The sequence below is a fragment of the Paenibacillus sp. M2 genome, assembly GCF_046713495.1.
Taxonomy (GTDB): Bacteria; Bacillota; Bacilli; order Paenibacillales; family Paenibacillaceae; genus Paenibacillus; species Paenibacillus amylolyticus_B.
In genome coordinates, this window is the sequence record NZ_CP169648.1 from 1,369,734 (window position 1) to 1,384,719 (window position 14,986).

10 protein-coding genes are annotated in these 14,986 nt (G+C 47.2%); 5 read left to right on the forward strand and 5 right to left on the reverse strand.

Going from position 1 to position 14,986, the window contains the following annotated elements; genetic code table 11:
* The first annotated feature begins 27 nt into the window (after window positions 1-27).
* Window positions 28-3,303: a glycoside hydrolase family 48 protein gene (locus ACETMN_RS06160; RefSeq protein WP_411735891.1), complete on the forward strand. Its 3,276-nt coding sequence runs from the start codon at window positions 28-30 to the stop codon at window positions 3,301-3,303.
* Between the two features lie 528 nt (window positions 3,304-3,831).
* Entirely contained in the window at window positions 3,832-4,626 is a 795-nt protein-coding gene (locus tag ACETMN_RS06165) for a C40 family peptidase (RefSeq protein WP_105600791.1), read from the forward strand.
* Window positions 4,627-4,746: 120 nt separating this feature from the next.
* Here ACETMN_RS06165 and ACETMN_RS06170 read toward each other — a convergent pair whose 3' ends face one another.
* Complete coding sequence (locus tag ACETMN_RS06170) at window positions 4,747-5,655, reverse strand: ArsR/SmtB family transcription factor (protein WP_105600789.1); 909 nt, start codon at window positions 5,653-5,655, stop codon at window positions 4,747-4,749.
* A 179-nt stretch (window positions 5,656-5,834) separates the two neighbouring features.
* Here ACETMN_RS06170 and ACETMN_RS06175 point away from each other — a divergent pair, with 179 nt between their 5' ends.
* Window positions 5,835-7,340, forward strand: coding sequence for an alpha-N-arabinofuranosidase (locus tag ACETMN_RS06175; RefSeq protein WP_100526926.1), 1,506 nt, complete (start codon window positions 5,835-5,837; stop codon window positions 7,338-7,340).
* Window positions 7,341-7,455: 115 nt separating this feature from the next.
* On the opposite strand, the gene ACETMN_RS06180 is transcribed toward ACETMN_RS06175, so the two are convergent.
* Window positions 7,456-8,208 carry an MBL fold metallo-hydrolase gene (locus tag ACETMN_RS06180; protein WP_411735892.1) on the reverse strand — a complete coding sequence of 251 codons (753 nt, stop codon included), beginning with the start codon at window positions 8,206-8,208 and terminating at the stop codon, window positions 7,456-7,458.
* Window positions 8,209-8,339: 131 nt separating this feature from the next.
* On the opposite strand from ACETMN_RS06180, the gene ACETMN_RS06185 reads away from it, so the two are divergent.
* Window positions 8,340-8,771, forward strand: a complete 432-nt coding sequence (locus ACETMN_RS06185; RefSeq protein WP_091015568.1) for an Lrp/AsnC family transcriptional regulator — start codon at window positions 8,340-8,342, stop codon at window positions 8,769-8,771.
* 34 nt (window positions 8,772-8,805) lie between these two features.
* On the opposite strand, the gene ACETMN_RS06190 is transcribed toward ACETMN_RS06185, so the two are convergent.
* The 3 genes from ACETMN_RS06190 to ACETMN_RS06200 form a co-directional block, all read right to left on the reverse strand.
* A complete protein-coding gene (locus ACETMN_RS06190; protein WP_105600786.1) occupies window positions 8,806-9,306 on the reverse strand; it encodes a hypothetical protein in 501 nt (166 codons plus the stop codon).
* A gap of 159 nt (window positions 9,307-9,465) precedes the next feature.
* Complete coding sequence (locus ACETMN_RS06195; RefSeq protein WP_091015565.1) at window positions 9,466-11,283, reverse strand: ABC transporter ATP-binding protein; 1,818 nt, start codon at window positions 11,281-11,283, stop codon at window positions 9,466-9,468.
* Complete coding sequence (locus ACETMN_RS06200) at window positions 11,276-13,018, reverse strand: ABC transporter ATP-binding protein (RefSeq protein ID WP_091015563.1); 1,743 nt, start codon at window positions 13,016-13,018, stop codon at window positions 11,276-11,278. Before ACETMN_RS06200 ends, ACETMN_RS06195 begins: the two co-directional genes overlap by 8 nt.
* 361 nt (window positions 13,019-13,379) lie before the next feature.
* Between ACETMN_RS06200 and ACETMN_RS06205 the strand changes: the two genes are divergently transcribed.
* Entirely contained in the window at window positions 13,380-14,303 is a 924-nt protein-coding gene (locus ACETMN_RS06205; protein ID WP_411735893.1) for an S-layer homology domain-containing protein, read from the forward strand.
* The last annotated feature ends 683 nt before the right edge of the window (window positions 14,304-14,986 follow it).

The following is a 14,986-nucleotide window of genomic DNA, read 5'->3' on the forward strand; positions in this document are numbered from 1 at the left end:
TCCATTATTCCAGGGAGGTATATATTCATGTTGAAATCAGCTGCGAAAAAAAGTTTAACAGCCATGCTGGCGGGAACCGTCATGTTGACCGGATACACCGGACTCTGGGCAGGGCCGCAAACAGCACATGCCGCAGATCAGGCCATTGAGATTCAGGCAGACAGCATTAATGAAGTTCGGTTTTTGCAATTATATGATCAGTTGAAAGATCCGGCGAACGGATATTTTTCGCCAGAGGGTCTACCGTATCATTCCATTGAGACACTGTTGAGTGAGGCCCCGGATTATGGTCATATGACGACGTCCGAGGCATACAGTTACTGGCTGTGGTTGGAAACCATGTATGGCCACTACACGGGAGATTGGTCCCAATTGGAAGCAGCTTGGGACAGTATGGAGAAATACATTATCCCGGTCAACGAAGGTGACGGCAAGGAAGAGCAGCCTACGATGAGCTCATATAACCCGAACAGTCCTGCTACGTATGCAGCGGAAAAACCTTTCCCTGATCAATATCCATCGCAACTTAATGGTCAGTATGCAGCGGGTAAAGACCCAATTGATGCTGAACTGAAGGCGACCTATGGTGACAATCAGACCTATCTCATGCACTGGCTGGTCGATGTGGATGACTGGTATGGGTATGGTAACCTGTTGAATCCATCACATACGGCTACCTATGTGAACACGTTCCAGCGTGGGGAGCAGGAGTCTGTGTGGGAAGCCATTCCGCATCCATCCCAGGATGATAAATCTTTTGGTAAGGCAAACGAAGGTTTCATGAGCTTGTTCACCAAGGAAACGCAGGTACCATCAGCACAATGGCGTTACACTAACGCAACGGATGCCGATGCCCGTGCTGTACAGGTACTGTATTGGGCGAAGGAGATGGGATACAACAATCCGGAATATCTGGATAAAGCGAAGAAGATGGGGGACTATCTGCGCTATGGCATGTATGATAAATACTTTCAGAAAATTGGAAGTGCAAAGAGCGGTACACCAACTCCGGGTACAGGCAAGGATTCCAACATGTATCTCATGGCTTGGTATACGTCTTGGGGCGGTGGCTTGGGTCAAGGTGGGGATTGGGCTTGGCGCATTGGAGCGAGCCATACCCATCAGGCTTATCAGAACCCGGTTGCAGCGTATGCTTTGTCTGATCCGGCAGGCGGCCTGATTCCGAAATCAGCAACAGCGAAGGCAGATTGGAATGCTACGCTGAAACGTCAGTTGGAATTCTACACTTGGCTACAATCCCATGAAGGAGCCATCGGCGGAGGAGCAACGAACAGCCTGGATGGTTCATACAAAGCCTATCCGGCAGGCGTAAGTACATTCTACGACATGGCTTATCAGGAGGCACCTGTATATCGTGATCCGGATTCCAACACCTGGTTTGGATTCCAGGCATGGCCGCTGGAGCGTGTAGCCGAGATGTACTATATTCTTGCGGAGAGCGGTGATTTGACCTCTGAGAACTTCCAGATGGCCAAGAAGGTAATCACGAAGTGGATCGACTGGAGTAAGGATTATGTATTTGTAGGTGAGCGTCCGGTGACGGATGCGCAAGGTTATTATCTGAATGCGGCTGGACAGCGCATTGTAGGTGGAACTAATGTTCAGGTAGCGACAACACCGGCTCCGGGAGAGTTCTGGATTCCGGGTGGTCAGGAATGGCAGGGTCAACCGGACAAGTGGAATGGATTCAGTTCGTTTACGGAAAATCCGAACTTCCGTGTAACGACCAAAGATCCAGTGCAGGACACAGGAGTTCTGGGAAGTTACGTTAAAGCTCTGACCTTCTTCGCAGCGGGAACACAGGCAGAGAACGGCACACTTAGCGCGGAAGGCCAAGAAGCCAAGGATTTGGCCGAGGCTCTGCTGGATACAGCTTGGGATTACAATGATGGTGTGGGGATTGTTACGGAAGAAGAGCGTAAAGACTACTTCCGCTTCTTTGCCAAAGAGATCTATATCCCGGCGAACTGGTCTGGAACCTTTGGTCAAGGCAACACGATTCCAGGTACAGCAGGTGTACCTTCCGATCCGGCGAAAGGTGGCAATGGCGTATACATTGGATACTCCGATCTGCGTCCGGCCATCAAGCAAGATCCGGCATGGGCTTACCTGGATAATCTGTACAAAACGTCATATAACCCAACCACGAAACAGTGGGAAAACGGTGCACCTACCTTTACGTATCACCGGTTCTGGTCACAGGTGGATATGGCTACAGCGTACGGTGAGTATGATCGTCTCCTCGGAGATTCGGATAGTCCGGAAGTGGAAGTACCCGCTGCTCCTGCTGGCTTAACAGCAACTGGAGGAAGTGAGCAAGTGGTTCTGAATTGGAACGCAGCCGCTGGTGCAGCCTCGTATACCGTGAAACGTGCAGAGGTTAATGGTGGTCCTTATACGTCTGTAGCGACAGGGGTCACAGGATCAACATTCACAGATACAGGCTTGACCAACGGCACAACGTATTATTATGTCATCACTGCGGTGAATGCCGTAGGTGAGTCTGCACCGTCGACACAGGCATCTGCAACACCACTCGCAGGTATCGTTGTGCCAGGCGTATTCAACCTTACTGGAACGGCTGGCGATGCCCAGGCGGTACTGACATGGACTGCATCAACTGGAGCATCAAGTTATAAGGTACAACGTTCGGTAGGTACCGGGGCATATGCTGATCTGGCGACAGGTTTGACCGCACTAACGTATACCGATGCTACAGCGGTGAATGGTACGGCTTATAATTATAGAGTCGTAGCCGTTAATACGAGTGGTCAGACGAATTCAAATGTATTGGTGTTGACACCATTAGCACCTCCAATCACAACGGGAACGCTTGAAGTACAGTACCGTAATGGTAGTTCAGGAACTTCAGTCAATGCAATCACTCCACAATTTAATGTGAAGAATACAGGTACAACTGCTGTGGACTTGAGCAAAGTGAAGGTCCGGTATTATTTCACCAAGGATAGTGCCGCTGATCTGAGTTTCTGGTGTGATTATGCACAGATTGGCAGTGGTAATGTAGAAGGGCATTTTGTTTCGATAGATCCGGCCAAGGGCACGGCAGATACGTATCTGGAGATTGAATTCAAAGCAGGTGCCGGCAGTTTGGCCGCAGGTGCCGAAACCGGAATCATCCAGGGACGTTTCTCGAAAAACAACTGGACGAATTTTGATCAAACGAATGATTATTCCTTTGATTCCACCCAAACGGCCTTCAGTGCCTGGACAAAAGTGACAGCTTATCAGGATGGCGCAAAGGTATGGGGAATTGAACCTTAAATGAGTTGATCGACCAGCTGTAGAGTGATGTTACTCATCATACAGGTTAAGCCGGGGAGAAATCCTTGGCTTTTCTTTTTTTTATGGAAAAGTAAAAATGAAATACGAAATAATCAAACGGACACTGCTGATAAATCGATCCGTATCGAGGCTGGAGGCCAAAATGTGAATTTGGGGAACGGTAATCGGCAAATGAATCATAGTAATGTTTACCATATTTGATATTTTAAACATTAAAATCTAGGTCATATGGCATATACCCTGAATGAGAAACGACCTAACTCTTTTATCACGGTAAAATGAAGCATATCAAATAGTTACAATAATTTAACCTTTCAAAAAGAAGGGATCAGCAGTGAATTTTTCCAGCAGGTTATGGACACACCCTAATACTTAGTGCTCAAGTTCGCCTATATCAATACAGGACTTTCGACTGATGAACGTTATGGATAGCCCGTTTACAATGGGGCAAGCCCGGGAGAACCAAGCCAGGTTAAAATTCTGTAACATCAGGGGGAACTCGACATCATGAACTGGAAAAAAACGATTATTACGGCAAGTGTCACAGCATCGATGCTGATGGGAAGTCTGACAACAGGAGCACTAACGGCACAGGTATCGGCAGCTGCTGTTAACAATTCACAAGTAAAAGTAATTTGGGGCGTAAACCTACGCACAACACCTTCTTCTTCTGCAAAGATTGTTCGCATGGTCGCTAAAGGGGAGACGGTAACGGTGCTTCAGCAATCCGGTTCGGATTGGTATAAGATTAAGGATTCTGCTAACCGGACAGGCTACATATCTTCTTCATCCAAATACACACAAGCGATTAGTGGCGGCACAAGCGGATCGGGTTCGAATAGTGGTACATCGGTGACCGGCAATGCATCTGTAGAAAAAGTGATTGCAGCGGGAATGAAATATTTGGGAACACCTTATGAGTTCGGAGCCAGTCGTAACAGCACAGCTACTTTTGACTGTTCCAGCTTTGTACGTCAAGCCTTCATTGATGCACTTGGCATCAAGCTTCCAGCGGATTCCCGCAAACAGGGAGACTATGTAAAAGCCAAGGGTACAGTTCAGACGAACTGGAAAAACCTGAAACGCGGCGATCTGATGTATTTCATGTCATATAAAGGCAGCTCTGCATCATCGTATTCGGGTGTGAATAAATCTACTGCAACGATTACTCATACAGGGATTTACCTGGGCGACGGCAAGGTATTACATACGTATTCCAACGCTGGCGGTGGTGTAACAACTAGTGATATCTCCGGCAAACACTGGGAGTATCGCTTCCTGTTTGGTGGCAGTGCGCTGTAGGTTAGAACAAGAATCTTCTTAAATAATCCACGCATGTTCATATGCATACAAAACACCTCCCATTCTGCCTTTGACAGGCGAGTAGGAGGTGTTTTGGTGTTATTTATTATTTTGAAGAACTCAATCGTGATAGTACAGTCGGAACAGGATATCCTGATTGTAGTTGCCGAATCCCTCGCCATATAAGGTAAGCCCGCCTACATGTTGAGCATCTTCCTCCACCGAAAGACGAAGAGTCCATTGGTTGCGTTCGACCGGGATATCTGCGAGTGTAATGTCGGATAGATGTTGTCCATCAATAAACGTACCCTCATGGGTAATTCGCAGTACCTTGAGCATGCCGTACTGATTGACACTGTCACTCCACCATTCCGGGGTGAACATGCCACGTCCGTTGCCTGAATCTCCAGGGCTTGTCCATTCCCCTAATCGGATGCCATTCAGCATGAATGTAATATCCGAGGGCCAATTTGGATTCACTGAAGGTGCTTCTGATCCGATCTCAAGGGACAATTCAATGGCATTGATCTGCTGTCCGGATAAGATATAGTTTGGAATTTTGTACTCCACAAACCCACGACCAAACCATAAAATATGGGCATGCATCCGCTCAGGGTCGAGGAAATAACGAGGGTCATCATACTGACCGATAACATGATTGGACGTAGCCAGACCACATGTCGGATAGACGTCAAAGTGAGTATAGTGTCCCACAGGGACGGAAACCTCGTGCAGCTTGCGGGCTGTCCCGCTTTCCTGCGGCATGGAGATGCCAATCCAGTCTACAGCAAGGCTGTTCATTTTATGTGTACCGCCGTCTTTACGTATCATTTTGGACTGAATAATGCCCACATCCTGAAGTTTGCGGACATGCATGGTCACGATGGCACTACTCAGACCCAGTGAAGCAGCAAGGTCCTTCACATTCATCGGAGTCTCTGCAACAAGGCGGATGATCTGTAGACGGACTTCACTGGCAAGTGCTTCATATAGGGGTAGCCATTCGGCATCGGTATTTGCTCTGATCACAGTTGTTCCTCCATTTTATCTGTATAGAATTAAGTTAAACATAAATTCAGTAAAAAGAATAACATTTTGCAAAATTCAGGTTGAAATTAAGGCTATAATCGATTTTAATATAAATATGAATGTTGATCCATAGAATATCAATTAATTTTTATATTAATCTTAGGGAGTTGAAATTCATTATGGAAAAAGCAAAAATGACGGTAGATAAAGATTTTACAATTGGTGTAGTGGATAAGCGCTTGTACGGATCATTTATTGAGCATCTGGGACGTGCCGTCTACGGCGGGATTTACGAGCCGGGGCATCCATCAGCGAACGAACAGGGTTTCCGCACGGATGTGCTGGAGATGGTCAAAGAGTTGAATGTACCGATTGTACGTTATCCTGGAGGTAATTTTGTATCCGGTTACAATTGGGAAGATTCGGTTGGACCTGTGTCAGAACGCAAACGCAGACTGGAACTGGCCTGGAGAACGATTGAGACCAATGAATTTGGCTTCAACGAATTCGTGGACTGGGCGAAACAGGCTAATTCTGAAGTCATGATGGCCGTTAATCTGGGAACACGGGGTACGGATGCAGCTCGCAACATTGTGGAATACAGCAACCATCCAGAAGGTTCGTATTATAGTGACCTTCGCATCAAACATGGATACAAGCAGCCACATGCGATCAAAACATGGTGTCTGGGCAACGAGATGGATGGTCCTTGGCAAATTGGTCACAAAACGGCAGATGAGTATGGACGGTTAGCTGTTGAAGCAGCAAAAGTCATGAAGTGGACGGACCCGACGATTGAGCTGGTAGCCTGCGGAAGTTCGAATCTGAATATGCCATCATTCCCGGAATGGGAAGCAACGGTGCTGGATCATACGTATGATCACGTGGAGTATCTTTCCTTGCATCAATACTACGGCAATCAAGAGCAAGATACGCCAACGTTCCTGGCACGCTCGCTTGAAATGGATCGTTTTATCGATACCGTGAAGGCAACTTGTGATTATATCAAAGCGAAGAAACGCAGCAAAAAAACGATGTATCTGTCCTTTGATGAGTGGAATGTATGGTATCACTCCAATGAAAATGATTCGAAGATGGACCCTTGGCAGATTGCTCCGCCACAGCTGGAGGATATCTACAATCATGAGGATGCACTGCTTGTTGGATGTATGTTGATCAGTATGCTCAAACATGCGGATCGGGTTAAAATGGCATGTCTGGCACAACTCGTTAACGTAATTGCACCAATCATGACAGATACGGGCGGTGGCTCATGGAGACAGACAATTTTCTATCCATTTATGCATACGTCCCTCTTCGGGCGTGGAACAGCATTGGTGCCATTGATCCAGTCTCCAAAATACGATACAAAACAAATCACAGATGTTCCTTATCTGGAAGCTATTGCAGTTCATAACGAAGAGCAGGGTGAAGTGACTGTATTCGCAGTCAACCGTCATCTGGAAGAATCCCTTCCGCTCGAAGTGGATCTGCGCAGCTTCGGGAAGTGTACCGTGATCGAGCATATCGTGCTGGAGAGTGATGACCTCAAAGCATCTAATACGGCAGCACAACCAAACCGCGTTGCCCCTCATAATCGCGGAGGTGCAGTTGTATCTGATACTCTAATTACGGCGAGCTTGGCGAAAGCATCATGGAACGTAATCCGTTTGAAAGTCCAGTAATGGTCAGAGTGTTTCTTGAATCAAAAAAAGCTGAGTGCGAGTTCATCGCATCCAGCTTTTTTTCGTTGTATTTATAGGGAAAGGAATGCATGGGAGGTGCGTACGCGCTTTCGCTTTAAAACTCAAAAATTTCGCCGTCACGCGGAATGAGCACCTGACCATCCATCTGCTCGGATGCCAGATAAGTCGCAAGATCCGTACGAGACATCATACAATGATTAATCGCATCCATGTGCACAGCGATGACATGAGCAGACGGCGCATGGCGCTTCACGGCTACAACGTCAGACCCGTCCATTGTAATGGGATCACCCTCCAAGAAGCGTGCGCCGCCGGCATTCACAACAATGACATCAGGCGTATATTGACGAATGGCCTCAGCAGGTTCTTCACACCAGATGGTATCCCCAGCGATATAGGTGACGGGTTCTCCGTCTGCTTCAAGTACGAAACCGGACACGTTGCCCATACGTTCTCCGATTTCACCTGTACCATGATGCCCGGATGTACGGGCGAATCGGACAGAGTGATGCTCATGTTTTTCATCTACAGCTGTTACATTTGTGAATCCGGCACCCAAAAATACATTTTCATCCCCGGGCTGGCAGAACAGAGGAATGTCTTTATCAAGTTGTTTCGCTGCTGCTTCATCCCAGTGATCCGGATGAGTGTGTGTCACAATCAACAGATCCGGATTCAGGTAATCCGTTTCGGTTTCAGGCAGAGCTACTCTTGGATTACGTAACTCATTGGGTGTATTGGGGATTGCGGGGATGACTTCGGCGTCCATCAGCATTGGATCAACGAGAATGTTAAGCCCTCCGTATTCCAGCCACAGTGTTGCATTGCGAATCAATTGAATTTTCATTATATTTGCACTCCTTCGGGTTGTTTAATAGTATTACCCTATATGGTATACAACCCGTTTAACGTAGTACATAACATGATGAATGGAATTAGGCTATGCTAATTTCACCGTGAAAGGATTGCTGAAGCAAGATGAATGAAATGATAGATGACACGGATATCCGTATTTTGCAGATCCTGATTCAGGATGCCAAACGTTCTCACAAAGAGATCGGTGAACAGGTTCATCTCACGGGACAGGCCGTCGGTGCAAGAGTGCGGAAGCTGCAAGATCTGGGTGTGATTGAAGGGTATACGGTAAAATGGAACCCGGAACGCCTGGGCCTCGGCCTACAGGCATTTGTCACGGTTTTCTTGAACTCCGGTGACAGACATGCTGCCTTTCGTACATTCATTGCTGATCGTAAGGACATCGTTGAAGTCCATCGCGTCAGCGGGGAAGGCTGTTATCTGATGAGAGTGCAGACCGGCACCACAGAGCAGCTTGGCCAACTGCTTGAAGCATTGCTACCTTACGGCAATTACAAAGTCAGCCTGTCCATAGGTGTAGAGAAATCACAGTGATATGTGGGGAGCTTGTCCTCATCCATCCCGGTACTCAACGATCCTGCTTCTGTTCTTGCAAAGTCTCCTGAAGAAAAGTCACAGCCTGGTTCAGCTCTTTTTTGCTCAGCAGATGATCTGTCTGAATATGAGAACGTGTGCCGTCCTTCAGGAACAGAACGATCATGGGAGAAGCAGACAGGAGCCACTTGCTGCGGGCAGGTGAGGCGAGTTCAACTTTGCGAATCTGGCTCCAAGAAATCTTCCGTTTGCCCATGCTCAACACATCATCATTCCAGGATAACAACACGGCAGGGGTTCTGGTTAGTCGTGACACAAACATGAAGAATAGTGGTCCAATCAACCACATACCCAGTACGGCTGCGATGAAATAGTATATCGTCTCAAGTCTTTCCGCTTGTCCGTCCACGATGATCCATAATAAGCTCACGCACAAGAGAAGGAACAGGAAGCATAAACTTCCTTTCCATAGAGCTGTGCTGCGTCGGTAACGAATCTGCTGATGGTCACGCTTGGGTGTTTCGGGTTGATGCATAGATGTTCCTCCTAATTAACAATGCTGATCGATATGCCAAACGTGCCGCCTGCATAAGCAGAGCGGCATGTTCAACGTTATTGGCTATAACACAGAAGACAGACTCAGATGAATTCATTAGCCCGATCTATAGTTTAACACGAACTTAATTCAGGTCCATTACCCTGATATAGCTGAATTTTTACCTGCATCACGCGCATGCGTGTACAGATCGGCATATACGCCTTGAGCTTCAATCAGCTCCTGGTGTGGCCCTTCCTCCACAATCTCACCATTCTCCATCACCAGAATTCGATCGGCATGCATCACCGTGGACAGACGATGGGCAATGACAATGGTGGTGCGTCCCTGGGATACCGATTCCAGCGCCTGCTGCACAAGCTGTTCCGTGTGTGAGTCCAGATTGGCGGTTGCCTCATCCAAGATGAGCACTCGGGGCTGGAACACAACGATCCGGGCAAACGATATCAACTGCCGCTCCCCGGCGGACAGCCCGCTTCCGCGTTCAGACAGATGTGTATCATATCCTTGTGACAAACGCGAAATCATGGCATGTGCTCCGACAAAACGGCAGGCTTCAATTGCCTGCTCTCGCGTAATATCCTCACGAAACATTCTCACATTATCAATAATGGAACCGGAGAACAGGAATGGTTCCTGTTGAATTAGACCCACAATCCGATGAAGTTTGGCCTGCGGCAGATGCCTAATATCGGTACCATCAATTTCGATACTGCCCTTGTCTACATCGTAGAAGCGATTGAGCAGGGAGATCAGGGTGCTTTTGCCAGCGCCCGTTGTGCCCACGATACCTACCATTTCACCCGGATAGAGGTGCAGATTCATATGCTGGATCAGGGGCCGATCTGCCCGATAACCAAAAGACACATCATTAAAATCAATCTGGCCCATCACGTTCCGAGGTTCAAGCGAAGAGGCCATCATAGGCTCAGGATCGGCAACTTCAGGCCGCGTATTCAGAATGTTCCAGATGCGATCCATGGATACGGTGGTGGACTGGAATGTATTCCACTGCATCGTAATCTGGTTAATGGGTTGGAAGAACTGACGAATATAGCTGATAAACGCATACAATACCCCGACTTGCAGAGACTCACCCAGTACGGCGCGACCTCCAAGCCAGACCATCATGACCAGTGCCGCATTGCCAAGGATATCAAAGGTCCGGTTGAATATGACATTGGAGCGGGCTTGAGCAATGTTGGCTTTCAGATGGAGCGCATTTTGTTCCGAGAAACGTTTCTTCTGTTCTTCTTCCTGGTGAAAAGCCTGAATCAGGAACATGCCGGACAAGTTTTCCGCCGTAAATGCGATCAAACGGGAAAGACGGGTACGGGCATTCTGATAGGCTTTCCGCAGTCGGCTACGAAATAATACCGCAACCACAGCAATGACAGGCAGGACGATGAGGGAGTAACCCGCCAGCACAGGATCAAGTTGGAACATAAAGACGATAATGAGCACCAGCATCATACCATCTCGAATCAGACTGAGTAGGACTTGGGTGAAAAAGCTGCTGATGGTCTCCGTATCACTGGATACGTTCGTAACCAGACTCCCGATATGGAAACGGTCAAAGAAGGACATGGACATCTTGGAGATATGTTTGAACAGGTCCTTTCTAATCCGGGATACAATGTTCTGTCCCACATGCTGCAACAGATTATTCTGGATATAGGTAAAAATAAAACTGATGACAGCCAGCCCAAGAAAGATGGCTGCGAGCTGAACGAGAAAGCCCACGCTGGTCTGGCCTACGGCCAGATGATCATCGATGGCGATCTTCACCAGATAGGGTTGCAGCAGATCTGCCGATATGCCAAGCAGTGAGCAGAAGAAGATACCGGCAAAAGCCCATTTATGCGGTTTGGCGTATGCCATCATCGCTTTAAACGAAGTTCGTTTACTTTGATCGGCCTCTGCATCTGGGTGAAGTTCAGCGTTAGCGTTAGACATGATGTAATCCCTCCTCCTGCAAACGGTAGGTGGCCGCATATAACCCCTTGGCAGCCATCAACTGCGCATGTGTTCCCTGCTCAGCGACTCGCCCTTCATCCAGAACGATGATATCGTCTGCATGACGGACCGCGCTGATGCGATGAGAGATGATCAATGTGGTTTTGCCCTTGCCGATCTCGCGCAAACTGCGCAGAATACCACTCTCGGTGACAGCATCAACTGCGCTCATACTGTCATCCAGAATAAGTAACTGTGCTTGTTTGATCAGTCCTCTTGCAAGGCTGGTTCGCTGACGTTGTCCACCAGACAGGGTGAGTCCGCGTTCGCCAAGCCGTGTATCGAAGCGATCAGGAAAACGGACAATATTGTCATAGATCATGGCTTGACGTGCACTATGTTCCACCGTATCCAGCGATACTTCCCGGTCGCTGAATGCGATGTTATCCCGGATGGTGGTGCTAAACAGGAAGCCATCCTGAGGGACATAGGCGATGCGCGATCTCAGACTTTCCAGCGACAGCTGCCGAATATCGGTGCCATTGATGCGGATTGTTCCTTCAGGTGGTTCATATGTACGCAGCAATAGCTTAACGAGGGTACTTTTACCTGAGCCGGTCTTGCCTACAATACCCACCGTTCGCCCGGCACGAATATGGAGTTGAATGTTTTTGAGAGCAGGAGATGAACTGCCAGGATAGGAGAAGGTTAGATTCTCCATGGTGATATCTTGTACGGTATGGAGCGCTGTGGCTTCGGGAAGTTCACGCACATCCGCTACTTCGCTGAGCAGGTCATTCACCCGCTCCAGTGATGCGCCTGAGCGCTGAACGGTATTAATAACATTGCCGATCTGTTGAAGCGGTCCCATGATCATGCGCAGATATAAGGTTAAGGCGACAAAACTCCCGAGTGTAATAGAATTCTGCATGGTCATAATACCTCCGACAAGCAGAGAAACGACCAATGAGATAGCTCCCAGCAGCGGGAGCAAAGCCTGAAACAACGAAGACAGACGAACCAGACGAAGCTGTTTGCTCTTAATTGCATCGACGGTGGTTCCAAAGCGTGCACGAGCACTGTCTTCGATGGCAAACGTCTTGGTTACGCGAATGCCACCCAGCTGCTCTTCTGCCGATTCCGTCATGGTAGCAAGAGCTTCCTGCACGTCGCGAGAGCGCTTGCGAATCCGTGGACCAAAAAACACGACCAGAAATGGAATCGCCAGCAAAGGAACAACACTGATTAGAATGAGCGTCAACGGAATCCCGCTAAGCAGCATCATGACAATGCAGGACAACAGCAGGAAGGTGGCATTGGTCATGAGCGTCACACCATTGGATATCGCTTCACGTACGGAAGTAACGTCATTCATGACATAACTCAGCAGTTTTCCGTTTCCTTGTTTGGAGAAATAATGTTCGCTAAGTTCGGAAAACTTACTGAATATACGCTCACGCGTCATGAATTCGAAGCGTCGACCGAGCTTCATAATCATGAATTGCCCGGTACCGAACAGCAGATTATACCCGATGGCAATAGCCAGAAGGGACAGGCTGTACTTTACGACTGTCTGCATCTGAAGTGTGTTCTGCATCAACTGATCCGTGAAGCTGCCGAGTATGCGGGGCAAGGATGCTTGCCCGACATTGGAGGCGATGATCAGAAGAACAGCAACCAGATAAACAGGCCAGTTCGACACAACATAACCGCGAAGTAATCCTTTCTTGGACATAAGCGTTGTTCTCCTTTTGTTATAGGTGAAGTCAGTTCAGCAGGTGGAGTCAAGAAAAGGGCCGACACCTGTTATTAGCGCGTCGTGCCCTCTTACTGTATGCGATCTAGTTCGTTGTTTATCCGTCATCCGATAGATTTCTCTATTCTTATTTTTGCGCTAATCCGATGGGATGTCAACGAAGCCAGTTAGCAAACCGTAGGTGAATCGGATTAGCTACGACGGAGAAGAGTTCTATGCCGTGTTCCCGTGTTGTATTCACCACATGTCGAAATTACTGAAACATTTTCTGAGGGTATCCCGTCTGTAGGAATGAAGAGGTAAAAAATAGGCTTTACTAATCATATGGAGGTGCCAGGAAATGAAACATAAAAAAGGATTGGCTGCAACGCTTGCACTCTGCGTTTCTTTGACAGCAGGAGGTGCATCGGTATTTGCTTTTACAGATGTGAAGGATGAAGGTCAGAAGTCGGTTGTGGATTCATTGAAATCAAAAGGCATTGTTAACGGAGTAACAGCGGATCTGTTCCGTCCAGATCTTGCATTGTCCGAGCCTCAGGGTGTTCAACTGATTGTGAACGCATTTGGTCTAAAAAATGAATTTGCGGAAGCATTCGCTCAGAATAAAATCAGTCCGGATACGTGGTATGCCGATGCGGTGCAGGCCGCTACTCAGAATGGACTGTCCATTCCGGTTGAAGTGAACCCACAGGGCAAGATGACGCGTGAACTGTTTGTCATTTTGCTACATGAAGGGATTAACACAACCGGGAATTATCCGGTCATCATGAAGTATAATCTTGTTAAGGACGAAAATAAAATCGGTAAGGACGCCATATCTGCAGTCCAGAACCTGCTGAACATGAACATCATTGAACTGGATAAGGACGGGAATTTCCGTCCAGATCAGTCGCTTACCCGTATGGAGGCTGCAAGCATGATCTTTAATGCACTCGAATTTGTGGATAAACACGGCAATGGCGGCTCAGCAGAGCCAACTCCAACCAATCCAGGTGAAGGCCAACAAGCGATTGTACCTGAAGTAACAACGACCAAGGTTGATGACAAAACAACCAAAGTTAAACTTAGTGCTGAAATGCCGCACCCTGGTTATGGATTGAAGATTGATGATGTGAAATTGGAGAAGGATGGACGCGCCATCGTGCTCTATTCCATTATTCAACCTGATCCAGACATGATGTATCCGATGGTTATCACAAATGTGACTGCAGAAACGGATATCCCAACAGGCTATACAGCAGAAGCTCAACCTTCTGGTAAGTAAATTCCTGCAAACCCTACAACTGAACATGGTTAAAACGGATGTGTATCTTCAAAACGACTCTCCATACATGTATGGAGAGTCGTTTTTTATTTGAATTGAAACTGTATCCAGGTTTTCATATGATCATTTATATTACATTTAGTGTGATTAATTCTGTCATTTTTTATGAATGAAATGGATATCTGCTTAGGATATAAAGCCAGTTCGTGTTAGCGGAATGGCTTTTTTTAATGGTCCTTTCCGAAATATCTACTGTTTTCAGATTCCAGACATTGTGCAAAATCTACATATATGATTCCATATTTCCAGTGTTTATAAGCGTTTATGTATCCTAAAGCCAAAGATAAATACAACATATATACGAAAGAGGGAGGAGAAATATAGAATAAAGGCAAGCCATTACAGGCTTGTAATATGCAAGAGGTTTATGATAGATAATATTACATTGTATCACGTCGGTAAAACCTTGAAACCTGCAAACCTTAGAATTCAGTATGAAGGCTGTAGACAATACCGTGTCCCATGCGTATATGTGGGTTTTGACTTTAAGGTCTGTTTTCTAACCTAAGTTCGGATCTGACATCTTTCAAGTTCATGTGATGAAACTTTCAATGACAACTACAGGAGGGAAATAGGTCAAATTCTACATGTTTTACAACCCTGAAATGACAATGACAAGCTGG

Bases quoted from the DNA above. Each gene is read 5' to 3' on its own strand.
- ACETMN_RS06160 (WP_411735891.1), top strand. From the start codon at position 28: ATGTTGAAATCAGCTGCGAAAAAAAGTTTAACAGCCATGCTGGCGGGA.
- ACETMN_RS06165 (WP_105600791.1), top strand. From the start codon at position 3,832: ATGAACTGGAAAAAAACGATTATTACGGCAAGTGTCACAGCATCGATG.
- ACETMN_RS06175 (WP_100526926.1), top strand. From the start codon at position 5,835: ATGGAAAAAGCAAAAATGACGGTAGATAAAGATTTTACAATTGGTGTA.
- ACETMN_RS06180 (WP_411735892.1), bottom strand. From the start codon at position 8,208: ATGAAAATTCAATTGATTCGCAATGCAACACTGTGGCTGGAATACGGA.
- ACETMN_RS06185 (WP_091015568.1), top strand. From the start codon at position 8,340: ATGAATGAAATGATAGATGACACGGATATCCGTATTTTGCAGATCCTG.
- ACETMN_RS06190 (WP_105600786.1), bottom strand. From the start codon at position 9,306: ATGCATCAACCCGAAACACCCAAGCGTGACCATCAGCAGATTCGTTAC.
- ACETMN_RS06195 (WP_091015565.1), bottom strand. From the start codon at position 11,283: ATGTCTAACGCTAACGCTGAACTTCACCCAGATGCAGAGGCCGATCAA.
- ACETMN_RS06200 (WP_091015563.1), bottom strand. From the start codon at position 13,018: ATGTCCAAGAAAGGATTACTTCGCGGTTATGTTGTGTCGAACTGGCCT.
- ACETMN_RS06205 (WP_411735893.1), top strand. From the start codon at position 13,380: ATGAAACATAAAAAAGGATTGGCTGCAACGCTTGCACTCTGCGTTTCT.